This window comes from Streptomyces sp. NBC_00223 (genome assembly GCF_036199905.1).
Taxonomy (GTDB): domain Bacteria; phylum Actinomycetota; class Actinomycetes; order Streptomycetales; family Streptomycetaceae; genus Actinacidiphila.
On the sequence record NZ_CP108109.1, the window covers coordinates 19,081 to 42,512 of the forward strand.

Here is a 23,432-nt window from a genome sequence, read left to right on the forward strand (position 1 = left end):
TGGCAGGTAGCGTGATGGCCAGTCTCTCCCTCCTCGTCAGGGAGGCAGCGATCCGCTCCATCCTGGACGGAAGCCTCGCGATCACGAAGAAACATCTGTCGCAGGTACTCCTCGACGTCCAGGCCACGAACGCGGCGCGCGCCACTCTGCGGCAACGCCCCGGCAGCTGACCGGCACGGTGGGAGGCCCGCCCGGGCCTCCCACCGCGGGCCCGCCCTTGCAGTCCCCCTTCCCGTGCCGACATGGCGCTGGTCCATGGCCGCGCCCCCTGCTCTGCTCTGCCCTCAACGCCCCACATGCAAAGGACGATGCCAGTGCCACCCTCCGCCTCCACGTTTGTTCGAATCCCACCCGTGGCGGGGAAACTGACCGGCTCCTGGTTCCGCAGGACGGCCGCCCCCTTACGGTCTGCCCGCGCAGGACTTGCTGCGGGGCATCCTGGACGGCACGCACCGGGTGCAGGTGACGGGTACTCCTGGCACCGGCCTGGAACTGTTCCTCAACACACCCGCACGAACAGCCCTTATCCGCTCCACCGGTCATCACCTGCCTCAGCTCACCCGCCTGCTACCCGCTCTCGCCGCCCCGCACGAGCGCGTCACGGACGACGAGAACCTGCGGGCGGCCTGGTACATGCCGGACGAGGCGTGGGTGGGGGCCTGTCCCCCGTGCACCGGGCGGGCCGGACGGCCGGTGCTGGTGTATCCGGGAACCGCCGGGCACGTCTGCCGGCGTCACCTCCGCTGGCTCCTCACGCATCCCGGGAGGCCGGCGAGCATTCCGCTGGAGACCCTGCCCGCGGTCCTCACTGCTCACCGCCATCACTCCGTTCTCGCCCGGTCCCGTCCGGATGCGGCGGACGTGGTGGCCCTCGCCGCGGCGGTGGTGCGGTCGTGGCAGGTACAGGGGTGGAGATCCGAGCCGGTCTGGCAGGACCGTGTACGCCGGCTGGCCGCGGTCACGGGATCCGTGCCGACGGCCGTGGTGCCGCATGCGCTGGTGTCCTATCCGGAGACGATCGCCGTGGCCCGGCTGCTTGGCGCTCCGCGCTGGCAGCAGCGGCTGCGTGAGACCGCCGCAGTCGAAGGGGCAGACGCCGCAACAGAATTGCTTCTCGGGGAAATCAGCCGCCGGGCCGGCAGACCGTGGCTCGCAGACTGGCTGACCGCCTGCACCCGCACCCGGCCAAGAACAGCCGCACAAGCCGATCCCCTCAACGGATGGCTGCGCCAGCTCACCGCTGCGGACGGCACCGGAAGCGACGGCCTATGGACACTGCACCGGGCGGCCGTACGGCCCACCGAGTACGGCGACCGCGCCAGCTTCCTCACCGACCGCAGTTCCCGCAGCATCTGCGAAGAAGCCGGGGCAGCCTTCCTGACCGGTGGCTGGGAACCGGTGCCTGCACCGCGGCCCGGGCCTGCGCCCTGCCCGTGACATCTCCCCCGTCAAGGCAGTGCCGCCCCGTCGGCCTGCTCGGCGACTCGCCCGTTGTCCCTATCAGCGATCTCAAGGAGCTATACCTCATGTGGCTTTCACTCCAGGCAGCACACCAAAGGCTTGCCGACCTCACCCACCACACGGCAGTCCCCGCGTATCTGGATCATGTGAACCGCTACACGTTCGCCGCTGCCAGCCACGTGCTCATCGGTGATACAGCCGTGCCCGGCTACAAGTACCGGCAGCAATGGCGCTTCCTCGACCGGGACATCCAGAAGGCCGGCAAGCGACTCGCCGGACTCGCGATCGACCCCGGCGACCTGGTCGACGCCGGCCTGGAGGCCGGCGAGCCACACACCTGGCGCTCTCGCGTCTGGCAGTGGATCTCTCAGGCCACCTATGAGTCCGAGCTTCCTCAGATGCAGGGCCCCGGTGTCCTATCCAAGGATTTCGCCGGGCAGCAGCTGCCCGAAGCTTTCACTCGGCGGACCATCGCGAGCACCCGGCCGCTGCCGCTGATGGTCTGGTCGGGGAAGGAGTGGCTGGTTCCTCGCGCCTATGCCGCTGTGCTGGACCGGGCCGAGGAGGTCGAAGCCGGCCTCGCAGCGCAGGACGACGTGTGCAGCGGCTGCGGAACGCCGGCCGGCCGCGAGCAGTGGCGTTCCTCCAGCGCCTCAGGGTTCGTCGTCCTGTGCCCGTCGTGTGCTGCCCAGGCCTCCAGGCCCTATACCGGCCATCTGCGAGGCCGCCAGTACACGAAGGGGTTCGCCAGACGCTCTCCCGCCGAGGTCTTCCTGTGCCGGATGTGTCCTGAACCCCGGCGGGCCCTGTATTGGGACCACTGCCATTCCCACGGTCTGTTCCGCGGGCCATTGTGCGTGAAGTGCAACAACTCCGAGGGCGCTCATGGGTTCATCGACCGTCCCGGAGGGGTCGAGCACCTTCTGCAGTGCACGGACTGCCGCGCTCAGCGGACCCTCCCCCTCCAGCACCACGCCGACATCGTCCGCCGCCTTGCCGTATTCGAACCGCACGCGGCATGTACGCACGAACTGTCCTGGAGGTGGTTCTACGCCGAGGACGACGGATCGGTCGTGGCCCGGTTCCGGTGCTATCAGCATCAGCCGGAGCTTGCATGGTCCGTCACCGTCCCATCGGACGGAGTGAAGCTTCTGGTACGCCGGTTCATCGACGAAGCCATCGGCTCCGGGCCGTAGCGGGGCGCCGGGCGTGTCGTCCTCGGCCGCCACCGGAGACGACATGCCCGCTGAGACGGACCGCCTCAAGCGCAGAGGCCAAAGCGCCGTTACGGGTGCCGAGGTTCTTCGACCACACCCCCATGCACACCAGTTGACTCCGGTACAGCCTCCGTACCGGTGAGGCTCTCCTTGGTTCAGCGGTGGATGGCGACGACTTCGACCTCCGCGTTCATCGCGCGCAGCCGTCTGACTGCTTGGAGCAGTCAGACCTGGGCGAAGGCGAAGAGCGAGTCGACGCGGATGTGAACCGTTCCGGGTCCGGTGGAGACTCTAGATCTTGACTGTGACCTGGTGTTTCTTGTCGGTCTGGTGGTAGTTGGCTTCGTATTCTGCGGGCGGGATGTGGCCTATTTCACCGTGCAGGCGGTGGTGGTTGTACCAGTCGACCCATTCGGCGGTGGCCAGTTCGACGTCGGCCAGGGTTCGCCATGGCCGGCGGGGCTTGATCAGTTCGGTCTTGAACAGGCCGATCGTGGATTCCATCAGGGCGTTGTCGTATGCGTCGCCGACGGATCCGATGGAGGCGGCGATGCCCTCCCGCTGAAGGTGTTCAGCGAGGGCGAAAGAGGTGTATTGCGACCCGGCGTCGCTGTGGTGTACCAGTTGGCCGTGCTGGTGGCGGCTGCCTTCCCGGTCGCGCTGCCACAGGCCCATTTCCACCGCGGCCAGGACGAGTTCGGTGTGTTTGGTGGTAGCCGCGGACCAGCCGACGATGCGGCGGGAGAAAGTGTCGACGACGAAAGCGACATAGACCGTGCCGGCCCAGGCCGCGACATGGGTGAAGTCCGCGACCCAGGTCCGGTTCGGAGCCTTGGCGACGAAGTCGCGGTCGACCAGGTCCGGGGCCCGCTCGGCCGCCCGGTCCTGGACAGTGGTGACGATCCTCTTCCCGCGGACGGCTCCGGTGATGCCGAGTTCGCGCATCAGCCGCTCGACCGTGCAGCGGGCGACCTGGTGGCCCTGCCGGCGAAGGTGGTGCCAGATCTTGCGGGCTCCGTAGACACGGTAGTTGGCCTCGAACACCTCCTGGACCAGGACTTTCAGTTCCGCGTCGCGCACTGCACGCGCCGAGGGCGGGCGGACCTTGGCGGCGTAGTAGGTGGAGGGCGCGATGCTGAGGCCGTGCTCGGTGAGCACGGTGCAGATCGGCTCGACGCCGCCGAAGCGGTCGCGGTGCTCGTCGATGAACGTCACGAGCGAAGATGTGGCCGGTCGAGCTCGGCCGCGAAGAAAGCCGAGGCCGCCTTGAGGATCTCGTTCGCCCGCCTGAGCTCTGCGACTTCTTTCTTCAGGGCTTTGACCTGGGCGGATTCCTCCGTCGTCGTCCCGGGCCGGGTCCCGGAGTCGATCTGGTCCCGGCGGACCCACTGCCGCACCGTCTCGGCCGCGCCGATGCCGAGCTTGCCCGCGACGGCCTTCATCGCGGCCCACTCGGTCTCGTAGTCCGGCCGTACCTCGGCGACCATGCGCACCGCACGACGCCGAAGCTCAGCGGGATAAGGGGAAGGACGTGCCATGACTCGATCCTCTCAAAGAATCGAGCCTCCACTGAACCCGGAACGGTTCACAACCGTAATCCGCCGCCCACTGCGCAACGGCCGGACCCGGGACGCGCTCGCAGCACACCCCCCCGCCCACAGACTGCCCGGCCGCACCCGGCTCACCGCCCCCACCGCATCCATCAACAGCCTCGGAATCTCCCTGACCCCGACCACCCGGGAAAACACACACCCAAAAATCCGTCCCACCCCAGAACCAGTCACGAAACACCCCCCCACAACGACCTGCCCTCCAACCCGCCCACACCCCACTCACCACAGGACCACTCACCGGTGTCTACAGAACGGGCAGAATCCGCACCCCGTGCAGCATCAGCGTTGCAACAGGCGGCCCCAAGGCAGGCATTGCCGCTCGTGTCAGCCGTGGCGGCCACGCCTCATCCAGCAGCGGGTAGACCAGTCGCCAGCGGGCAGCAGCAGCTCGCCGCTCTCCCGCGCAACGACAAGCCCGCCCTCCTCGAAACTGATCCGATCACCAGCGGCCAGGAAAAGCGGGCGCGCCAACTCAAAGACGTAGCCGTCGTCGGTCTCAAGATCGTCCACCAGTACCAACCGCGAGGCCGGCGTGGCCCCGTCAGCAATCAGGCGCATACCGAAACGCTCCCATACCGCGCCGGACCCCCGCAGGCCCATACGGAAAGCGAGCAGGTCAGAGATTGAAGAACAAGGTGGCGCGCGCAATCCGACGTACGACCTTGTGGACCTCCGGCACCGGCAGTCGGCGGGGCCGCGCCCCACGCCGTCCAGGAACCAACGGCCGATGAGCGCAGGGGCGGTGAGCGGGTCGTCCTGCCGGGTGCCGGACAGGTGGACGGACACCTGGTGCGCGAGGACGCGGTGCGGCAGGATCTGCGCGTGGAAGGGGAGCGCCCGGAGTTCCTGGGCGGTCTCAAGGACCTCCAGGAACATCGTGGCCCATTCCCCCGCGTACTCGTCCCGTGCGGAACCGACGGACGCGAGGAAAGCGCCGCACTCGCAGATCAGCCCCAGCCCACCGGTCACGGTCCAGACCGGCTCCCGGCGAGCGGACCAGCCCACGGATCACCGGATCACCGGATCACCGGGATCCTGGTTGCCGGGTCAGGTAACGGCATGACGGTCCGCTCGCCCTCCGGGCACTGCCCCCGGCCGTGGCCGCCGGGGGCGGGGATCAGCCGCAGACATCTCTCGCTCCCTGAGGCCGCCGACCAAGGCCACCCCCATTCCGGCCTTCGCGAAAACGCTCCCGGAGATCTGCCGGGCAGACACGTCCGGCCTGAAGTGCCCGCTCCGGTGAGCGACCACCACCGGCCCGACCGGCGGAATCCGGCCCCCTCCCGCCACGCAGACCCCGCCCGGCCGAAACCGCGTCCCCGCTTTCGACGGAACCACCGGCCGCACCATACGTACTGACCAGCCGACACCTGGCGCCCGACAACTCCCCGCCCCGCAGATCACGTCACGTCAGGTCACGTGCTCGATCTGACGGCCCGTCCGGGCCTTGCGGGCGAGCAGGTGGATCGAACGGAACTGCCGTCGGTCCGCGGGCCGGGGCTCACTCACCATCCGGGCCACCTCGGCCAGCCCTGATTCCAGCAGCATCGCGGCCAGGTGGTCAGGCGACCACCGATAGGCCGGCGCGACCGTGTGATCGAAGACCTGCGCCGGGCGGGACGGATCATCGCCGGCCCAGAAGCCGAGCAGAAGGTAGCCGCCAGGTGCCAGCACACGGTGGAACTCCGACAGGATCACGGGAAGTTCCCGCGGCCGAGTATGGATGATGGACCAACGCGACAGCACGCCGCCCAGCTCACCGTCACCGAAGGTCAGCGCGGCCATCGAGCCCACGTCGAACCGCAGGCCCGGATACGCCTGACGGGCCAACCCGATCATCGCAGGAGAGGCGTCGACGCCGGACACCGCGAGCCCCAGTCCGTTCAAGTGCGCGGTGATATGACCGGGCCCGCATCCCAGGTCCGCGACCCGACCGCTCCCACTCGCACGTGAGACCTCGGCGAAAGCGCTCAAGAACGCGCGTTCGAGGGGCTCGTCACGCAACGAGTCGGCGAACCGGTCCGCGTACACGGACGCGACGGCGTCGTACGCCTCGCGGGTGAAACCGAGGGCATCGTCTTCGATCATGCCCGCGACCGTAGCCCCCGGCACTGACACCGGCCGGGACAACCGCGACCTGCCCTCCGGCCCGTTCACCCCGGCCCACCGGCCGGAGGGAAAACACGTCCGCCGCGGTAGTAGTCACCAAAGGGGAGGGACAGCGAACCGGCACAGGACGGAGGTCCCGATGAGCGGTGACGACACGGTCCGCGCGGCGGGCGGGCCCGGCACCGCACGGTGCCTGGTGGCCGGCGCGACGGGCTACATCGGCGGAAGACTGGTGCCCGAGCTGCTGGCGCTGGGGTACCGGGTGCGCTGCCTGGCCCGGACCCCCGCGAAGCTGCGGGACTACCCCTGGGCCGGGGACGCCGAGGTGGTGCGCGGCGACGTCACCGACCCCGTGTCGCTCGGTGCGGCGATGCGCGGGACGGACGTGGCGTACTACCTGGTGCACGCCCTGGGCAGCGGGAAGGACTTCGAGGCCACCGACCGCCGGGCGGCGCGGAACTTCGCCGAGCAGGCACGTGCCGCGGGCGTACGGCGGATCGTCTACCTCGGCGCGCTCACCCCGGCCGGGGTACCGGACAGCGAACTGTCACCGCATCTGCGCTCGCGCGCCGAGGTCGGCCGTATCCTGCTGGACTCGGGCGTGCCCACGACCGTACTGCGGGCCGCGGTGATCATCGGATCGGGGTCGGCGTCGTTCGAGATGCTCCGCTACCTCACCGAGCGGCTCCCGGTGATGGTCGCCCCCAGATGGGTTCACACCCGTATCCAGCCCATCGCGGTGGGCGACGTCCTGCGGGTACTGGCCGGCAGCGCCGCGATGCCCGCCGACGTCAGCCGCGCCTTCGACATCGGCGGCCCCGACGTGCTGACCTACCGGGAGATGATGACGCGGTACGCCGCGGTCGCCGGGCTGCCGCGGCGGATCATCGTGACCGTACCGGCCCTCACACCCCGGCTGTCCAGCCACTGGGTCGGGCTGGTCACACCCGTGCCCCCGTCGATCGCCCGGCCGCTGACCGAGTCGCTGCGCCACGAGGTCGTCTGCCACGAACACGACATCGCCCGGTACGTCCCCGATCCGCCGGGCCGCCCGAACGGCTTCGAGACAGCGGTGTCGCTGGCACTGCGCCGGGTACGGGACGCCGAGGTCACCACCCGCTGGTCATCGGCCTCCGTACCGGGCGCGCCCAGCGACCCGCTGCCCTCCGACCCGCAATGGGCGGGCGGCAGCCTCTACACCGACCGCAGACAACAACTGGTCGACGCCTCACCCGCCGCCCTGTGGCGGGTCATCGAGGGCATCGGCGGCGACAACGGCTGGTACTCCTTCCCCCTGGCCTGGGCGGCCCGCGGCTGGCTCGACCGGCTGGCAGGCGGGGCAGGACTGCGCCGCGGCCGCCGCGATCCGGCCCGCCTACGGGCCGGCGACTCCCTCGACTTCTGGCGGGTCGAGGAAATCATGCCCGGCCGGCTGCTGCGCCTGCGCGCCGAAATGCGGCTCCCCGGCCTGGCCTGGCTGGAAATGCACGCCGGAACCGACGAACAAGGCCGCACCCGCTACCGCCAGCGCGCCGTATTCCACCCCCACGGACTCCTCGGCCACGCCTACTGGTGGACCATCTCCCCCTTCCACACCGCCCTGTTCGGCGGCATGGCACGCAACATCGCCAAAGCCGCCGCCAAACAACCCACCACACAACCCGCCCGGGACACAGCCGACGAACCGGCCGCGAACACAGCCGCGAACAAGACCTGAACCCATCCGGCAGACGCCGGACGCCCTCGAAAGTGATCACGTGCAGAGTGGATCCCGGCCGCAGCCGCATCCGGAGCAGCCGCGTGCCCTGCCGGCACCGCCCGGAGACACCGCACGGAGACACCGCACGAAGGCGACCGTACGGAGGCAGCCGCGCCGGCCGGCCGCGACACCTTTCGGGTTACACCCCGGAGAACACCCGGCAACCCCACCCCCACACAGCAGGACACAACCCATCAAGCGGGGAAAGCCGTGAAATACGTCATAGTGCCGCGAACAGACCGACTCCACCGTTACAGACCTGACACCGACAACAACCCACCCCCACCCACCAATCCGGAACCACACCGACGACCGGCGGGCCGGAGGGGCGCCCCGGGACGCCTCGGGACGACTTAGGTCACCCTTCCCCGCAGCCGCGGGCACCTGGTAGAGATGGTGGGGTTCCGCCAGCACTCCGGAAGACTCGCCATGAACCAGGACGACAGCGCCAACGGCCTCATACCCTTCACGATCGACCTGACCCTCGAGGAAGCCCGGCGACGGGCCGAGGTCGTGGCCGCGCTCGGGCCCGACTGGGACCCGGTGGCCGCCATGCGGGGCGAGGAGGAGGCGTACGCCCTCCTGTACTCGGGCCTGGACGACGAGCAGCAGCGCACCTACGACATGCTGGTGGCCGCGGGTGTCCTGCCGGGGGAAGAGCCGGGCCGTGCGGTCGCCCATTGACCCGCAGGCGGACTCCTCCCGCCGCGCCTGGGTGGCCTGCCCCGTCTGCGACGACGCCCGCCACTGCGCGACCTGCGCCGGCCGGAGCAACTGCGACGAGCACTGGCGCTATCTGATCTCCAACAGCGGGCCGGTCATCCACCTCCAGTGCCCGCGGTGCACCCACATGTGGTCGCTGAACACCCGCCCCGGCGTCGCCGGCCCCGGCGGCGGCACTCCCCGGCCCTGACGGACAGCGCGAACAGACCCCGTCGCCACGCCGGTCCGACAAGCACCGCCCGGCCCCGCGTTCCGCTGCCCCTCTTCACCGGTCCCGCGTCCTCCTACCCCTATTCACCAGCCACGCCAGGTCCGTCGGGGCGCGGGGCGTGAGAAGGTCGGGCCATGACACCACGCCGAGTAATCGTCGTCGGCGGCGGGGTGATGGGCTCGTCCGCGGCCTGGCACCTCGCCTCCCGCGGCACAGAGGTCACCCTCTTCGAGCAGTTCGCGCCGGGCCACACCCGCGGCAGTTCCCACGGCACCTCCCGGATCTTCCGGCTCGCCTACGCCGACCCCTTCTACGTCTCCCTCGCCGTGCGCGCCCTGCCCCTGTGGCGGCAGCTGGAGGAGGAGACCGGCACCGAGGTCCTGACCCTGACCGGCGCCCTCGACCACGGCCCCGCGGCCGCGACCGAAGCCCTGTGGAACGCCCTGACCGCGGCCGGCCGCCCCGCCGAACGCCTGACGCCCGACCAGGTCGCGGAACGCTGGCCCGGGCTGCGGGCCGACACCACCGCCCTGGTCCACCCCGAAGCCGGACGCCTCCACGCGGACAACGCCGTCATCGCGTTCCAGCAAGCCGCCGCCAAGCACGGCGCGGAGATCCGGCACGGGCTCAAGGCCGTCACCATCACCCGCACAAGCACCGGCGCCGAAGTCATCACCTCCGACGGGACGGCGACCCGCGCGGACGCCGTCGTCGTCGCGGTCGGCGGCTGGGCCCCCACTGCCCTGGCCCCCCTCGTGACCCGCACACCCTCCCTGCGCGTCACCCTCGAACAGCCCGCGCACTTCCCCGCCGAGGACGCCCTGTCCTGGCCCTCGTTCATCCACCACGGCGGAGCCGCCCTCCCCCAGGACTCCGGGATCTACGGGCTCGGCAGCATCGACGGCGTCAAGGCCGGATTCCACGGCATCGGCCCCGTCATCGACCCCGACCGGTCCGAGCGCACCCCCGACCCCGCCGTCACACGCGCCCTCCAGGAGTACGCCGAACGCTGGCTCCCCGGCGCCGACGCCCAGAATCCCACCATCACGACCTGCCTCTACACCACCACACCCGACCACGACTTCGTCATCGACCGCGAAGGACCCCTCACCGTCCTCGCGGGATTCTCCGGACACGGCTTCAAATTCGCCTCGGTCATCGGCGAACTCGCCGCCGACCTCGCCACGGGCCGCCCCGGACCGGACCGCTTCACGCTCAACCGCCTCACCGGCTGACCCGCAGGGGTCTGGTCGGAGCCGTATCGCGGCCACCACCAAGAAAGACCGCGCGCGATACGGCCCGGACACGCGGGCCGCCGACCCCGCCGGACCCGCGCCGGCGATAGCCTGCGTGACCATGACCCGCGCCTGGATCCTGCCCGTACTGCTCGTCGCCTGCGGCACGCTCATCGCCACCACGCTCGCCTTCCGGGGATCGCCCGCCGCCGCGGTTCCGCCACTGCTGATATTCGTCCTGTTCGCCGCGCTGAACTCACCACTGGCATTTCCACGCTCGATCAGCGCGGCGGAGGCGCAACGCCGCAGCGCCGCCGACGGCCGGCCGATCGTCTACTGGCGGGCGGGCTGCACGTACTGCCTGCGCCTGCGGATCCGGCTGGGCCGCAGCGCCCGTCAGCTCCACTGGGTCGACATCCGACGCGACCCGGCCGGATCGACGGTGGTACGAGCGGCCAACAACGGCGACGAGACCGTACCCACCGTCGTCGTCGCGGGCCGGCCCCACACCAACCCCCGCCCCCAATGGGTACGCGCACAACTGCCCCCACCCGCATAGCACCTGGCCATCGACAGCGGGGCCGACGGGCACGGCGTCCACGGTGATCTCCGGATGCCCGGTGCGGCGGAAACCGCTGGAGGACGACAGCGCCGTTGTCGGCTCGCGGAGCCCGCGGCACGGGCCGGCCGGCAGCGGCCGGCCCGTCGCCTCCTGAGCGCCCGGACAACCCCACGGCTTCGCCCCCGCGGCTGCCTCCGCACGCCCGCGCATATCGGCGAATCCCGGCTTCTTTCTTCACACCTTTCCTCACTCAGAGTGACAGAATAGGTCATCTGTGTATTCTCCTCGTGCGAAAGGCAGTCGTGAGACGGGTACCGCACCGGACAACGGCGAGTATGCGATTGAGGTGATCGGCGTCGAATACATCCGGAAGCGGTGGGCCAATGCGGAAGCGGCGATCCGCAAGGCTTTCGACGGGCAGGAGTGGGTCGATGAGGGCTACGGCGTGGAGAACGCCGTTCGCCGGACCCGCGACGGGGTGGAAGGGCGCCCGCGCCCGCAAGGAATGCGGCATGTGCCCGCCCGGTCGGCGAACCCCGCCGGATCGGCCCGCCGGTCGGCCGGCCCCGGATTCGGACGCGCTTCTTCCCTCTCCGTCCCTTGATCTGAAAGGTGTTGGCCATGGCCCGAGGCTTGATCGTGGTGGATGTGCAGAACGACTTCTGCGAAGGCGGCAGTGTTCCGGTCAAGGGCGGGGCGCGGATCGCCGCGGCGATCACCGACCTGCTGGACGGAAGCGCGGGACGTGAGTACGACTATGTCGTCGCCACCCGGGACCGGCACATCGATCCCGGGGCCCACTTCTCCGAGAGCCCGGACTTCCGGGACAGCTTCCCCGTCCACTGTGTCGCCGGGACGTCCGGAAGCGAGTTCCATCCGGGCTTCGCTCCCGCCGTGACGTCCGGCTCTGTCGACGCCGTGTTCTTCAAGGGCGCCCACAGCGCTTCGAAGAGCGGCTTCGAGGGCGCGGACGCGGAGGGGACCTCCCTGGCGGACTGGTTGCGGGCCCGCGGTGTGGAGGACGTCGACGTGGTGGGTATCGCGACGGATCACTGCGTACGGGCCACGGCTCTGGACGCGGTCAAAGCCGGTTTCCGCGCACGCGTACGTCTCGATTACTCGGTCGGCGTGGCCCCGGACACCGTCGCCTCGGCCCTGGACGACTTCCAGCAGGCCGGTGTGGGCGTGTCCGGCCAACCGGCGGCCGCCGGATAACCGGCACACCGCGTACACATGGTGCCCGGGCTCCGCCAACAGCCGGACCCGGGCGCCGAGATCAGCCCCGCATGGGCAACGGCCTTTCCCCGCCTACGGGTTGCGAATACCCGTCGACCCCGGCATAGGGTGCCGTCGCCGGGGCGCCCCGGGTTTCAGGCTCCAACGTCTGCCGCCCCTGGCCCAATTGCACCAATTTTGCCGCCGCTTGAACGTGGTACGCGTCCCTGTCCGTCCCATTTTGGCTTCCCGTCGGCCCCTCCCGTCCGGGAGTCACCTCTTGCCGCCGAGAATCCCACGCGTACCAATAAGACCAATTGAACTCACGCGATACATGCTGGGCCACCACGCTTACGGCATGGGGCGGCGTGCCGCTATTCTCGGCCCCCAAGTGTTCGTTGGCAACGTCAGCAGGGAGAAAGACACCATGACGCACGATGTTCCGCCGCCACCCGGTCCGCCGGTTCCGCCGCCGAACGCCGGCGGCCCGTCCGGGGGTTCTTTCGATCCGGCATCGGTCAATCGCCTCGACTGGGCGATTCTCGGTATCGGGTTCATCGTGTTCATCTTCTCGTTCTTCGACTACTACTCCTGGGATTTCGGCCGGGGGTACGGCATCAACGTCGCCAGTGTGAGTTGGAGCGCCTGGCACTTCGACCACGGGCTGTTCATAGCCTGGCTCGCGATGGTCATCACCGTGCTGGGTGCCGTCGCGCTGGCGATCAGCCTGTTCTCCCCCGCGATCAACCTGCCCGCGCCGGCACGGGTGTTGACCTTCCTCGCCTTCACGGTCGGCTTCGTGCTCTACCTCATCGCGATCTTCGCCCACTCCGACTTCGGCCCGGCCGGCGGCCACGGCTTCAGCTTCTGGGTCAGCCTGATCCTCGCGGGCGGGGGCGCGGTCATCGCGCTCATGCGGGCCCAGCAGACCGGCACGGCGCTGCCCGGTCAGCTCAACAACCTTCCGCGCGTCGGTAGGTAGCGCAACAGCAGTGCCCCGAGGCCGACCGGACCGCCGCCCCACCTCTACGGTGGAGGCGGCGGTCCGTTGTCGTGTGGCCGACGAAGTCGGCGGCCATGACGTGCGGGGGCCCGCGCAGGGCTCGGGGCATTCGCGGATCCGCTCATGAGGGCGATCGGCGGCGGTGGTGCGGGGCTAATAGGGGTAGTGGGCCTGGGTGCGTTCTATGACCAGGAGGGCCGCGTCGTCGACGGGCTCACCGCCGATGTGGTCGATCAGGTCGTGGTGAATGCGGTTGAGCAGATCGGCGGGGTGGGTCGCGGGGAAGGTGGCGACCCGTTCGGCGAGCGGGTAGAAGACGCCCTCCGGCGAGCGGGCTTCGATGACCCCGTCGGTGTACAGGACGAGTATGTCGCCGGGTTCGAGCGCGAACTGGTCCGTGCGCAGATCGGCACCGAGGCCGGGGCCGGGACCGGGACCGGAGCCGGACAGGCCGCCGTACAGGCCCAGCGGGGGCGCCGGACGGCTGGCGGACAGGACCGTGACCTCGCGGTCGCGTACGAGCAGCGGTGGCGGGTGGCCGCAGTTGATCATTTCGGCCTGCGAGCCGTCGTCGGGGAGGTCGAGAACGAGTGCAGTGATGAAGTGCTCGCCGGGGTCGTACCGGGTGTCGGCGACGTCCTCCAGGTTCCGGCAGACGCTCTCGTCCAGGGCGGTCACGAGCCCGGGCAGGGCGGCATGCCGGTGGGCGCCCTCGCGGAACGCGCCCAGCACCACCGACGCCTCACCGATGGAGGCCAGGCCATGGCCGCGTACGTCCCCGATGATCGCCCGTGTACCGCAGTCGGGCCCGCGCGCGACCGCGAACAGGTCGCCTCCGATCTCGGTCTCGTCCTCGGCGGACAGATACAGCCAGGCCACCCGCAGCGGCCCGATCCGGCGGGGCGGGGGTCTCAGCAGTACGCGCTGCGCCGTCTCGGCGACGGACCGTGCCTGGTTCAGCTCGCGGCTGCGCCGCTCCCGCACCAGGCATACGAAGAACACCAGCGTGGACAGGACGGTCAGCGCGATGAGCTGCGACACGTGGTTGGCCGTACCCGGCTCGCTGCCGAACTGTCCGATGAAAGCCTGGGCCCCTACGGCCAGGACCCCCGACAGTGCGGTCACCCGCGGCCCGGACACCGCCGCGGTGAGGGCGGGCGCGACCGCCAGCAGCGGACTCAGGTGGATGTTCTCCGGGGCCAGCGAATCCGCCACGGTGATCATCGCGATCAGCGCGAACGGAATGATCACCAGTCGGCTGCGGCCCGATGGCTGCGTCATGAACTGGTCCACCGACCTCCGCCGATCACTCATTCGGGGCTTATATCCCTTTTGGTGACAATTACACGTGGCCACGGTCGAAGTTCCTCCCGGACGGCCGGGCCCCGGGCCCCGCTCATAGGCGGCGACGGCGACAGCGACGGCGGCACCACCTGGCCGGAGCCGGTGACCGACGAGCGGTACGCCGACGCCCTCGCCGCCGCCCCCTGAACCCCGTACGGCCGGTGCGGAAGCAGGTTCGCGGGGCCGGGCGCCCGGCCCGCCCGGCCCGCTCGCCCCGCCGGTCCTACGCGCCCGCAGAGGGCCCCTTCCGCAACCAGCGGGCCACGGCTCCGCGCACGTCGTGCCAGAGGCTGTCGCGGATCTCGGTCAGGGACCGTTCGTAGGCCGGCAGACCGTCGGGCCAGTGGGCGCCGCGCCCGTAACCCTCGGCCACGTTGTAGTGGACCAGCGCCTGATCGAGCACCGACCGCAGGCCCGCCCGCAGCGCGTCCGTATCCGCGTCCGCCGGTACGGCGTCCCCCGTCAGGGACCGTACGGCGAGGGCGGTCCCTGACGGCTCCCAGAGGCTCTCCCGCAGGTCCCCGAACCCGGCCCGGTGCCGGCACCCGACGGCGTCCCACCGGGCCAGCTTCCGGTTCAGCTCCAGATACCGGCCGAGATCGGCGGCGTGCACGCGTTCGGCCTCCCGCTCCCCCTCGGTGCGGCGGTCCCACACCCGAAGGCCGAAGAGTTCCTCCAACTCGGCGGTAAACAGGAGTTCCGCCTGTGACGTACCGCCCACCACACGGTATCCGCGGAAATGGGCCGGGACCGAACCGACCGCGACAGGCCAGTCCGTATCGCTGACCGCCACACCCTCCCTGACCTCGATCGCCTGACGGAGACCGCCGGTGAAGCCGAGGCCGTCCGGCAGCGTTCCCGAGGGGAGGCGCAGCACCTCGCCGCCGGCCAGTTCGTACTCCTCCCCTCGCCGGGACCGGCGCGCGAGCACCGCCTCGACCGCCCGTTTCTCCAGTAGCAGGGCCGCCGTGCTCACGGGGACGACCACCCCGTAGGCGTCGTGCAGCCGCTCCCGGCCGCGGGGAGTCAGCCGCGGCACGGCGCTCTCCGCGTCGACGGTGACGTCCGCGCCCTCGCGCAGGCCCGCCGCGAAACCGGCGATACGCCGCAGCTCGCCGGCCGGCGTGACGTCCTTCTCCAGCAGCGTGATCCGACGGTTGAAGGCGATCATGACCTGACCGGGGTCGGAGACCACCGCGGCGGGCGTACCCCGGCCGACCCGGGCCGCGCGGTCCATGACCCGTGCGTCGGCAAGGGCGTCGGGTCCGAAGCGGCTCAGGGCGCCGAAGGTGACATCGGCGGCGTAGGCAGATCTGCGTCCGGCCGCGTCCATGCCCGACCGTACGGTGGCGGCGACGACGCCCAGTGGGCCGTACACCGCCCGTGCCGCCGCGGCTTCGGCCTCCGCCGCTTCCTCGTCCGGGCAGATCATGTGAACGCCCTCGCCGGACAGGGAGAGCAGCAGCGCGGCCAGCAGCCGCGTACCCCGCATTCGGTCGGGGCCGGCCGCCCGGCCGCCGTGGACGACCGTGCCGCCCGCGACCCGCGCGGCCATGACGCGCACGTCGTCGTCGAAGACCACGTTCCGCGCTGCCGTGCCCGGCCGGTCCAGCAGGCACAGCGCCGGTCCGGCGAGGTCTTCCAGGGCCGCGCCGTGCCGGGCCCGGGCTCTCAGATCGTCCACGTCGCTCCCCCGCCCCCGGCTGTGTCGGCGCCGGATGTCCTCCGTGCTATCAGTCCGTCCGAGGTATCGGCCCCCGATACGGCCCCGGCCTCGGGCTGATTCTCCTCGCCCGCGCGCCGCGGGGGCGGCTTCGGTGGGAAGGAGGCGCGATTCGGTGCCTTGTGGCGGCGGACGTCAGGGCCTGCGGCCCCAGGCGGTCACGCACACCAGTGCCGCGACCGCTGCGAAGAGGGGTACGGCCATGGCCCAGGCCGGGGAGGCCGCCCGTACGCCGGCCGCCGCTGCCGCGCCCGAGGTCAGCGCGATCAGCCGCAGTACGTCGCCCAGAGCCGGGCGGCCGGCGTCGGGGCCCGCGGCGCGGACGGCCAGGGTCGTGAGCGTGCCCGTGAAGTACGTTCCCGGGCCGCCGGCCCGGCCCGCTCCCACCAGCGCGGCCGACTGCACCCCCATCGCCGCCGCGAGCACGGTCAGTACGACATCGCGCCACGGCTGTCCCGGCGCCCCACCCGCCACCGCCCAGCCCACGGTCACGGCCGCCAGCAGCGCCGTCTCCACGGCGAGCCAGCGCACCACCGCCGCCGGCCACCGCGACTCCGGTTCCCCCGGCAGCCGCCGGCAGAACCGTCCCACCACCACGGCGCCCACGACGTAACCGGCCAGCGCCAGCAGCGGCGCCGACAGTCCGCTGTCGCCGCCCGCCCTGGTCAACGCGAGCCCCAGCAGCACCAGATTCCCGGTCATCACCCCCGCGAAGACCCGCCCCAGCGCGGTGAAGGCCAGTACGTCCACCGCGCCCGCCACCCCCGCGAACAACACCAGCGCAGCCCACTCACCACGCCCCGGACCCACCGCCCACCTCCTCCGTACCTCCGCCCACCCCACCACATCGCTCCCGCGCTCCGCCCGGCAACACACCAGGGGGCGGGTCGTCCGCGGTACGTTCGCCGACATCGGCGCCGCGGCAGGACGCGCGCAAGCAGGGGACGTCGCTACGTCGAGGCCCGTACGGAGAGGTGGGGGGTGAGGGAGCTGTCGCGCTGGTGGGTCGGATCATCGCGGCGGACTACGTCGACGACGAGCCGAGCGGTCGGCTCGACCGGCTCGGCGGCGCCCTCGCCTGTCCGGCGGGGCACCTCGGCGATCCGATCTTCTGGCCGAAGGGGCCCGCGCCCTCGGCCGAGGAGGTGGTCGAGCAGGCGATGGCCTACCGGCCGACGGCCCTGTGAGCGCGGCGGCGCCACCACCCCCGCGCCCCGAGCGGGTGGACCGCCGGCCGGCCGCCGGACGTTCTCGTACAGCCCGGCGGCAGCGCGGTCACGTGGTCTCCCGGTGTGTGGCCGTCAGGGCCGCGTGCGCGTCCAGGGCCCGCGCCAGGCGGTCCGCGTCGTCCTCGGCGATCGCCTCCACCAGCTCCCGGTGGATCTCGGGGCCCGCCGCCGGGCTCCCGGCCGCAGTGTCCGTCGCGGCCTCCGCCGATGCCTCGGCTGTGATGTCCTTGAGCCGGCTCTGCACGAACTCCAGCAGTGACACATAGGTGTGACGCAGGATCTGGTTCGGGGTGATCTCCGCGATCCGGCGGTGCAGCGCCCAGCTCGCGGCCAGGCAGTCGGCCGTGTCCGGTTCCCGCGAGGCCAGCGCGTCCGCGAGCCCCCGCAGTTCGGCCACGTCCGCGGCCGTGCGGTACCGCATCGCCTCCCTGGCCACCAGCGGCTCCAGCGCGTCACGGACCGTCAGGCAGTCCGGGACCGACACCGAGTCACCGCTGAGTTCGAGCATCTTGCGGCCGAGGCGGACCAGCGCCGGCGGCGAGGCGACGAACACGCCGCCCTTGACCCCCGGCCGGACCGAGATCGTGCCGCGCGACAGCAGCAGCCGTACCGACTCGTTGAACGTCGCGACCGCCACGTCGAACTCCCGGCGCAGGCTCTGCTTGGTGCCCAGACGGTGGCCGCTGGGCAGTTCCTGCTGCGCGATCCTCGCCTCGATCCGCTTGGCCACCGCCTCGGCCCGCGACACCTGGCGCAGCTCGTCTCGGGTGTCCTCGATGCTCATGGCTGGTGCCCTTCGGCTGGTTGGGGTGAGACCGCGAGAGTAGCGAGCGGTTCGGCGGCCGGTCCGCCCGGTGGGGGCGTGGGGCATCGGCCCGGCCCTGACGCGTTTCGTGCCGTGCGCTCACCTGTCCGCTCGGCCGCCCGCGCCGAGCCGGGCCTCGATGGCGTCCGCGGCCAGGAGGGCGGACACCGTGTGGGCGCGCCGGCCCTCGGCGCGGCCGGCCGCGGCGGGGTCGCCGAAGTAGCCGAGCGGTGTGGTGTGCCGGGCGTCGTCGAACCCCCGCCGCCAGACGGCGAGTTCGGCCGGTCCGAGGTCGGTGGCGGCCAGCGCGGCGCGGACGTCCTCGCGGACCAGCTCCGGGTGCGCGTGCATCATCACCGACGTCTCCCACCGCCCGGCGTGCACATCGGCGTACGGCCCCTGAGCGGCGGCCGCGTCGGGGTCGTCGCCGTGCACGGTCAGGCACGGGTCGCCGGGGTCGAGGCCGAGGCGGTGGGCCAGGGCGGGTTCCAGGACGAAGCTGGCGTCGACGCCGGAACGCTCCCGGCCGGCCCGTACGCCCTCGTACAGCGTCCGGTTGTGCAGCGCGTCGCCGTGGCCGGAGAAGCAGAAGACGTGCCGGAAGCCGTCGCGGGCCATTCCCGCCAGCAGATCGGCGGTGATCTCCCGCATCAGCTCGGGGCGGACGCCGTAGGAGGCGGGGAAGCTGCCGGAGACGACGTTGATCCCCCAGTAGTACGGGGGCACGATCAGCGCCTCGACCCCGTGTGCGGCGAGCAGTTGGCGGACCGCGCGCAGCCGGGCGCTGGGCAGGTACACGTCGGTGCCGGCCGGGAGGTGGGGGCCGTGCTGCTCGATGACGCCGAACGCCCACAGCAGTACGGCGCCGTCGCGGGCCGCGCGTTCGACCTCGTACCAGGTCAGCTCGGCCATGGTGCCGGCGAGGACGTCCGTTCCCGGCGCCTCGCCGGCACCCGTACCGTGTTCCCCGCTCACACCGCGGCTCCGGCCGTCGCCCCGGCGCCTTGGGTGTGGAACACCTTGGCGTGCTGCACCTGTTCGTAGACCTGCGCCCGCAGCGCGGCGAAGCGCGGCAGCGCGCGGGTGGCCAACTGCTCGCGCTCGGCGGGCAGATCGACCGCGATGTCCTCCATGACCACGGTCGGCGACGCGGAGAGCACCAGCACCCGCTGCCCGAGGTAGACCGCCTCGTCGATGTCGTGGGTGACGAAGAGGACGGTCATGCCCAGGTCGCGCCACAACGAGCGGGTGAGGTCCTCCAGTTCGGCGCGGGTCTGGGCGTCGACCGCGGCGAAGGGCTCGTCCATCAGCAGGACGGCGGGCTGGTAGGCGACCGCGCGGGCGATGGCCACCCGCTGCTGCATGCCGCCGGACAGCTGCCAGGGGTAGGCGGCGGGCACGTCGGTGAGGCCGACGGCCTCGAGCGCGTCGGCGACGAGCCGGTCGCGTTCGGGCCTGGGCACCTTCTTCTGCTTGAGCGGCAGGGCGATGTTCTGCTCGACGGTCATCCAGGGGAACAGGCTGCGGCCGTACTCCTGGAAGACCACGGCCATGTCCTTGGGCGGCTCGTGCACCGGGCGGCCGGCCAGCCGTACCTCACCGCCGGAGGGTGCCAGCAGGCCGGCGACGCACTTGAGCAGCGTCGTCTTGCCGGCTCCCGAGGGGCCGACGATGCAGGCCAGGTCGCCGGCGGCGACACCGAACGTCAGGTCGCGCACCGCCTCCACGGTCCGCCCGGCGCCCTGGTAGGTCTTGCGGACGCCCTGGACCTCCAGCAGAGCAGGGGCCGTGTCCTTGGTCGCGGCGGGGGCCGCGTCGGTGCCGCTCATCGCTCTCCCCTCTGGGAACGGTGGAGCCCGTGGTACCAGCCGAGGACCCGGGACTCGAACAGGTGGAACAGTAGGGACAGGGCGAAGCCGATCAGGCCGAGGAGCAGGATGCCGCTCCACATCTCCGGGATGGCGAAGCTCCGCTGGAACTCCACGATCGCGAAGCCGAGTCCGTTGGAGCTGGCGAACATCTCGCTGATCACCATGAGGATCAGCGAGAGCGACAGCGCCTGCCGCATGCCGACGACGATTTGCGGGCCGGCGGCCGGCAGCACCAGACGGCGCAGCCGGGCGGTGCCGGTCAGGCCGTAGCAGCGCGCGGTGTCGGCGAGCACCTCGTCGATCGCGCGGACGCCCTCGATGGTGTTGAGCAGGATCGGCCAGACCGAGCCGGAGATGATCACGACGATCTTCATCCGGTCGCCGATGCCGCTCACGAGCATGAGCACCGGGATCAGCACGGGGGGCGGGATCGCCCGGAAGAACTCCAGGACCGGTTCGAACAGCGCCCTGATCCGGCGGTGGGAGCCGAGCAGTACGCCCAGACCGACGCCGATCACGACCGCGCCGGCGTAGCCGGCCGCCAGCCGGGCGAGGCTGGGCAGGACGTCGTCGGTGATCCGCCGGGAGAGCCAGGTGTCGCCGAAGGCGGTGAGGATCTTGTCCAGCGTCGGGTAGTAGAAGCTGTCGCTCCTGGCGGCCATCCACCACCACAGCGCCAGCAGCGCCGCGGGCAGCCCGAACAGGAAGAGCAGGCTCCGGCCGGCGTTCTTGAGTGTCCTCATGTCACGGCCTCCGTCCGTACCGAGGTGTGCCAGGACAGCACCCGCCGCTCCAGCGCCCGGGCCAGTACGTTCACCAGCACGCCGAGCGCGCCGGTCACGATGACGAGGGCGTACATCGTGGCGATCGCGTTGCCGGCCTGGGCGAGCGCGATCCGGCTGCCCAGGCCCGGGCTGCCGATGAGCAGTTCGGCGCTGATGGACAGGATCAGCGCCACCGAGGCGGACAGCCGGACGCCCGTCATCAGATAGGGAAGGGTGGTCGGCCACACCAGGTGGCGCAGCCGGGTCCATACGGTGAACCGGTAGCTGGCGGCGGTGTCGCGGGCGACCGGGTCGACGTCCTGGACGCCGTGCAGCACCTGGAGCAGCACCGGCCAGAACGAGGCGTACACGACGAGCAGCAGCTTGGACTGGAGGCCGGTGCCGTAGACCAGGACGGCCAGCGGGACCAGTGCGACCGAGGGGATCGGGCGCAGGAACTCGATGGTCGAGGCGGTGGCCCTGCGCAGGAAGCCGACGCTGCCGATCAGCAGGCCGAGGACGACGCCGGCGGCCACGGCGATGGCCAGCCCGTACGCCCAGCCCTTGGCGGTGTCGAGCAGGGCCTGCCAGAAGGAGCCCCGGCCGGCTTCGTCGGCCAGCGCGGAGGCCATGTCGCTGAACGGCGGCAGGTAGTCGGGCGAGACCACGCCCAGGCGGGGCAGCGCCTCCAGCGCGCCGGCCAGCAGCAGGATGCCGACGACTCCGAGGACCGGGTCCGGGACGGATCGGGCCCAGTCGGCGGGGCGGGAGGCGGGGCGGTCGGGCAGCGGGGCGGGGCCGGTGCCTTCGCCGTCGCGGGGGCCGGTGGGTGTGGCGGACCCCGGCGGGCTCTCTTCGGCCGGCTGTGGCGCGCCCGCCCGCCCGGGGCCGCCGCGTTGCTGAAGTTTCACATCCATCTCCGACTTCTCGGGGCTTCTCGGGGGTGCGCAGGGCCGAGGTGGGCTGCGGCTTGGCCGCGTCCGGGCCGATTGCGGGTGGCTTACGGGCTGTTGGGGCTTCCCGGGCCCCGGGGGCTCGCGGCTCCGCGGGGCCGGGGAGGTACGCGGCCGGGCTCCGCGGGGCCGGGGCTCCGCAGGGCCGGGCGTCGCTGCGGGTCAGCCCTTCATCAGCTTGTCGAGCGGGTCGAGATTGTCGATCAGGCCCGTGTCGACGGCGAGTTTGGCCAGGGGCTCGATCTGGTCCCGGGTCGTCGTCGGGTCCCAGCCGGGCAGCGTCACATGGGCGCTGACGCCCTTGTCCAGGGTGAGGTAGGTGTCCAGCGCGGCCCGGGCCTCGTCGGGGTGCGCCTCGCCGTACCGCAGCGACTCCTGGAGCGCGGCGGTGAACTCCTTGACGACCTTGGGGTGTTTGGCGGCGTACGACTCGGACGCGAACCACGCGGCGAACGGGATCTTCGGGCCCATGCTCGCGTAGCTGACCGGCAGCGGGTGCGCGCCCTGGTCCTTGGCGACGGAGATGAACGGCTCGCTGAGCATGGCGGCGTCGACCTGGCCGGAGTGCAGCGCGGCCGGCATGTCGGGGATGGGCACCTCGACCAGCTTCAGGCCGTCGTCGGAGACGCCGTGGGCCTTGAGGGTCGAGCGGACGGCCACCTCGTTGATGCCGCGCAGGGTGTTGACGGCGATCTTCTTGCCCGCCAGGTCCGCGACGGTCTTGATCTTCGGGTCGTCGGTCAGCAACTGGCCCGAACCGTCCTGCAGTTCGTTGTCCGACGCGCGGGCGCCCACCGAGACCATACGGACCGGGACGCCCTTGCTCTTGGCGATCAGCAGGCTGACGAGGTTGGAGTACCCGAACTGGAAGTCGCCGCTGACGACGGCGGGCACGATGGCGGCGCCGCCCTGCGAGTTCTGGGTGGTGACCTGGAGGCCCTGCTTGGCGAAGAAGCCCTTCTTGATGCCGAGTTGCACCGGGGCGATGTCGATGATGGGGATGACGCCGAGCTTGATCTTGACCGGCCCGGAGCCCTCGTCCCCGCTGCCGCTACCGCTGCCGTTCGACCCGCAGGCGGTGACGGCGGTGAGGGCGAGGGTGGCCACGGCCGCGTAGGCGGTGAATCTCCTGCGGCTGCGTAAGAACGGCATGTCGACTCCCTGTGCTGGTGCGTTCGTGAAGTGGGGTGGGTTTCCGGCCTCTTGGCGCGGCCGGGCGGTGCGGGGTGCCGTCCCGGCGGGTGGGGTCGGCGGGTGCGCGGGCCCGCGGGCCCGCGGGCCCTGGGGCAGCGCGGGGGTACGGCGCCGGGTGGGGGCGCCGGCGGTGGTGGAGCGGTGGCGGTACGGGCCGTGGCCGTGCCCGTGGGGGTGGTGCGGCGGCGGGCGCCGGGCGGGTCGGAGTGGCCGGGGTGGGGCCCGGCGGACCGTCAGCCGGGGCCGGTCAGCGTCGCCGGGGTGAACCTCCGGGCGGGCGTACGGTCGCCGCGCCCGTGAGCCGGCCGCCGTGGCGGCGGCGCCGCGCTCTGCCCGGCAGTGCGCCCACGGCCGTCCCGATCGTCCACGCGCCCATGGCGCTTCCCCTCCTGGCTCACCGCGGCCGGGCGACGGCCGCGCCCCGCTCGGGCCGGCCTGACG

General features: G+C 71.5%; 25 protein-coding genes. 13 read left to right on the top strand and 12 right to left on the bottom strand.

What is annotated here, in order from left to right:
• Nucleotides 1–14: 14 nt before the first annotated feature.
• The 3 genes from OHA30_RS00060 (at nt 15) to OHA30_RS00070 (ending at nt 2,657) form a co-directional block, all read left to right on the top strand.
• A complete protein-coding gene (locus OHA30_RS00060; RefSeq protein WP_328911665.1) occupies nt 15–170 on the top strand; it encodes a hypothetical protein in 156 nt (51 codons plus the stop codon).
• Nucleotides 171–693: 523 nt separating this feature from the next.
• Nucleotides 694–1,437, top strand: a complete 744-nt coding sequence (locus OHA30_RS00065; RefSeq protein WP_328911666.1) for a hypothetical protein — start codon at nt 694–696, stop codon at nt 1,435–1,437.
• A gap of 89 nt (nt 1,438–1,526) precedes the next feature.
• Nucleotides 1,527–2,657, top strand: a complete 1,131-nt coding sequence (locus OHA30_RS00070) for an endonuclease domain-containing protein (protein WP_328911667.1) — start codon at nt 1,527–1,529, stop codon at nt 2,655–2,657.
• Between the two features lie 312 nt (nt 2,658–2,969).
• Here OHA30_RS00070 and OHA30_RS00075 read toward each other — a convergent pair.
• From OHA30_RS00075 to OHA30_RS00085, 3 genes are all read right to left on the bottom strand, one after another.
• Nucleotides 2,970–4,216, bottom strand: a protein-coding gene (locus OHA30_RS00075; RefSeq protein ID WP_328911668.1) for an IS3 family transposase whose coding sequence is annotated in 2 segments (ribosomal slippage) — nt 2,970–3,934 and nt 3,934–4,216 — 1,248 coding nt in all. Because the reading frame shifts where the segments join, the coding sequence is not laid out codon by codon here.
• Nucleotides 4,217–4,615: 399 nt separating this feature from the next.
• Nucleotides 4,616–5,260, bottom strand: coding sequence for a hypothetical protein (locus OHA30_RS00080; protein WP_328911669.1), 645 nt, complete (start codon nt 5,258–5,260; stop codon nt 4,616–4,618).
• A gap of 441 nt (nt 5,261–5,701) precedes the next feature.
• Entirely contained in the window at nt 5,702–6,379 is a 678-nt protein-coding gene (locus OHA30_RS00085; protein WP_328911670.1) for a class I SAM-dependent DNA methyltransferase, read from the bottom strand.
• Between the two features lie 160 nt (nt 6,380–6,539).
• Between OHA30_RS00085 and OHA30_RS00090 the strand changes: the two genes are divergently transcribed.
• The 8 genes from OHA30_RS00090 (at nt 6,540) to OHA30_RS00125 (ending at nt 13,087) form a co-directional block, all read left to right on the top strand.
• Nucleotides 6,540–8,117: an SDR family oxidoreductase gene (locus OHA30_RS00090; RefSeq protein ID WP_328911671.1), complete on the top strand. Its 1,578-nt coding sequence runs from the start codon at nt 6,540–6,542 to the stop codon at nt 8,115–8,117.
• A gap of 471 nt (nt 8,118–8,588) precedes the next feature.
• Complete coding sequence (locus OHA30_RS00095) at nt 8,589–8,843, top strand: DUF6400 family protein (protein WP_328911672.1); 255 nt, start codon at nt 8,589–8,591, stop codon at nt 8,841–8,843.
• The gene (locus OHA30_RS00100) at nt 8,827–9,072 is read left to right on the top strand and encodes a hypothetical protein (RefSeq protein ID WP_328911673.1); all 246 of its coding nucleotides are present in this window, start codon (nt 8,827–8,829) and stop codon (nt 9,070–9,072) included. Before OHA30_RS00095 ends, OHA30_RS00100 begins: the two co-directional genes overlap by 17 nt.
• Before the next feature lie 155 nt (nt 9,073–9,227).
• Complete coding sequence (locus OHA30_RS00105; RefSeq protein WP_328911674.1) at nt 9,228–10,328, top strand: FAD-dependent oxidoreductase; 1,101 nt, start codon at nt 9,228–9,230, stop codon at nt 10,326–10,328.
• A 121-nt stretch (nt 10,329–10,449) separates the two neighbouring features.
• Entirely contained in the window at nt 10,450–10,887 is a 438-nt protein-coding gene (locus OHA30_RS00110; protein ID WP_328911675.1) for a hypothetical protein, read from the top strand.
• A 349-nt stretch (nt 10,888–11,236) separates the two neighbouring features.
• Nucleotides 11,237–11,494, top strand: a complete 258-nt coding sequence (locus OHA30_RS00115) for a hypothetical protein (protein ID WP_328911676.1) — start codon at nt 11,237–11,239, stop codon at nt 11,492–11,494.
• A gap of 17 nt (nt 11,495–11,511) precedes the next feature.
• The gene (locus tag OHA30_RS00120; RefSeq protein ID WP_328911677.1) at nt 11,512–12,105 is read left to right on the top strand and encodes an isochorismatase family protein; all 594 of its coding nucleotides are present in this window, start codon (nt 11,512–11,514) and stop codon (nt 12,103–12,105) included.
• Between the two features lie 427 nt (nt 12,106–12,532).
• A complete protein-coding gene (locus OHA30_RS00125; RefSeq protein ID WP_328911678.1) occupies nt 12,533–13,087 on the top strand; it encodes a hypothetical protein in 555 nt (184 codons plus the stop codon).
• A gap of 174 nt (nt 13,088–13,261) precedes the next feature.
• On the opposite strand, the gene OHA30_RS00130 is transcribed toward OHA30_RS00125, so the two are convergent.
• Entirely contained in the window at nt 13,262–14,389 is a 1,128-nt protein-coding gene (locus OHA30_RS00130) for a PP2C family protein-serine/threonine phosphatase (RefSeq protein ID WP_328911679.1), read from the bottom strand.
• 54 nt (nt 14,390–14,443) lie between these two features.
• On the opposite strand from OHA30_RS00130, the gene OHA30_RS00135 reads away from it, so the two are divergent.
• Complete coding sequence (locus OHA30_RS00135; protein WP_328911680.1) at nt 14,444–14,599, top strand: hypothetical protein; 156 nt, start codon at nt 14,444–14,446, stop codon at nt 14,597–14,599.
• Nucleotides 14,600–14,675: 76 nt separating this feature from the next.
• Here the strand turns inward: OHA30_RS00135 and OHA30_RS00140 are convergent, their stop codons facing one another.
• Nucleotides 14,676–16,136, bottom strand: a complete 1,461-nt coding sequence (locus OHA30_RS00140) for a hypothetical protein (protein ID WP_328911681.1) — start codon at nt 16,134–16,136, stop codon at nt 14,676–14,678.
• Nucleotides 16,137–16,310: 174 nt separating this feature from the next.
• Nucleotides 16,311–16,952 (bottom strand): YoaK family protein, encoded by a 642-nt coding sequence (locus OHA30_RS00145; RefSeq protein WP_328911682.1) that lies wholly within the window; start codon nt 16,950–16,952, stop codon nt 16,311–16,313.
• A 224-nt stretch (nt 16,953–17,176) separates the two neighbouring features.
• Between OHA30_RS00145 and OHA30_RS00150 the strand changes: the two genes are divergently transcribed.
• The gene (locus tag OHA30_RS00150; protein ID WP_328911683.1) at nt 17,177–17,362 is read left to right on the top strand and encodes an e9imm peptide; all 186 of its coding nucleotides are present in this window, start codon (nt 17,177–17,179) and stop codon (nt 17,360–17,362) included.
• A gap of 88 nt (nt 17,363–17,450) precedes the next feature.
• On the opposite strand, the gene OHA30_RS00155 is transcribed toward OHA30_RS00150, so the two are convergent.
• From OHA30_RS00155 to OHA30_RS00180, 6 genes are all read right to left on the bottom strand, one after another.
• Nucleotides 17,451–18,188 (bottom strand): FadR/GntR family transcriptional regulator, encoded by a 738-nt coding sequence (locus OHA30_RS00155; protein WP_328911684.1) that lies wholly within the window; start codon nt 18,186–18,188, stop codon nt 17,451–17,453.
• 120 nt (nt 18,189–18,308) lie between these two features.
• A complete protein-coding gene (locus OHA30_RS00160; RefSeq protein WP_328911685.1) occupies nt 18,309–19,184 on the bottom strand; it encodes a creatininase family protein in 876 nt (291 codons plus the stop codon).
• A complete protein-coding gene (locus OHA30_RS00165; protein ID WP_328911686.1) occupies nt 19,181–20,038 on the bottom strand; it encodes an ABC transporter ATP-binding protein in 858 nt (285 codons plus the stop codon). The genes OHA30_RS00160 and OHA30_RS00165 overlap by 4 nt, the downstream gene beginning before the upstream one ends.
• Nucleotides 20,035–20,823: an ABC transporter permease gene (locus OHA30_RS00170; RefSeq protein WP_328911687.1), complete on the bottom strand. Its 789-nt coding sequence runs from the start codon at nt 20,821–20,823 to the stop codon at nt 20,035–20,037. Before OHA30_RS00170 ends, OHA30_RS00165 begins: the two co-directional genes overlap by 4 nt.
• A complete protein-coding gene (locus tag OHA30_RS00175; RefSeq protein WP_405786182.1) occupies nt 20,820–21,755 on the bottom strand; it encodes an ABC transporter permease in 936 nt (311 codons plus the stop codon). The genes OHA30_RS00170 and OHA30_RS00175 overlap by 4 nt, the downstream gene beginning before the upstream one ends.
• A 204-nt stretch (nt 21,756–21,959) precedes the next feature.
• Nucleotides 21,960–22,949, bottom strand: coding sequence for an ABC transporter substrate-binding protein (locus tag OHA30_RS00180; protein ID WP_328911689.1), 990 nt, complete (start codon nt 22,947–22,949; stop codon nt 21,960–21,962).
• Nucleotides 22,950–23,432 lie beyond the last annotated feature (483 nt).

Coding starts and splice junctions, on each gene's coding strand:
- OHA30_RS00165 (WP_328911686.1), bottom strand. CDS start 20,038: ATGAGCGGCACCGACGCGGCCCCCGCCGCGACCAAGGACACGGCCCCT.
- OHA30_RS00130 (WP_328911679.1), bottom strand. CDS start 14,389: ATGACGCAGCCATCGGGCCGCAGCCGACTGGTGATCATTCCGTTCGCG.
- OHA30_RS00120 (WP_328911677.1), top strand. CDS start 11,512: ATGGCCCGAGGCTTGATCGTGGTGGATGTGCAGAACGACTTCTGCGAA.
- OHA30_RS00085 (WP_328911670.1), bottom strand. CDS start 6,379: ATGATCGAAGACGATGCCCTCGGTTTCACCCGCGAGGCGTACGACGCC.
- OHA30_RS00090 (WP_328911671.1), top strand. CDS start 6,540: ATGAGCGGTGACGACACGGTCCGCGCGGCGGGCGGGCCCGGCACCGCA.
- OHA30_RS00070 (WP_328911667.1), top strand. CDS start 1,527: ATGTGGCTTTCACTCCAGGCAGCACACCAAAGGCTTGCCGACCTCACC.
- OHA30_RS00095 (WP_328911672.1), top strand. CDS start 8,589: ATGAACCAGGACGACAGCGCCAACGGCCTCATACCCTTCACGATCGAC.
- OHA30_RS00155 (WP_328911684.1), bottom strand. CDS start 18,188: ATGAGCATCGAGGACACCCGAGACGAGCTGCGCCAGGTGTCGCGGGCC.
- OHA30_RS00110 (WP_328911675.1), top strand. CDS start 10,450: ATGACCCGCGCCTGGATCCTGCCCGTACTGCTCGTCGCCTGCGGCACG.
- OHA30_RS00180 (WP_328911689.1), bottom strand. CDS start 22,949: ATGCCGTTCTTACGCAGCCGCAGGAGATTCACCGCCTACGCGGCCGTG.
- OHA30_RS00060 (WP_328911665.1), top strand. CDS start 15: ATGGCCAGTCTCTCCCTCCTCGTCAGGGAGGCAGCGATCCGCTCCATC.
- OHA30_RS00125 (WP_328911678.1), top strand. CDS start 12,533: ATGACGCACGATGTTCCGCCGCCACCCGGTCCGCCGGTTCCGCCGCCG.
- OHA30_RS00105 (WP_328911674.1), top strand. CDS start 9,228: ATGACACCACGCCGAGTAATCGTCGTCGGCGGCGGGGTGATGGGCTCG.
- OHA30_RS00170 (WP_328911687.1), bottom strand. CDS start 20,823: ATGAGGACACTCAAGAACGCCGGCCGGAGCCTGCTCTTCCTGTTCGGG.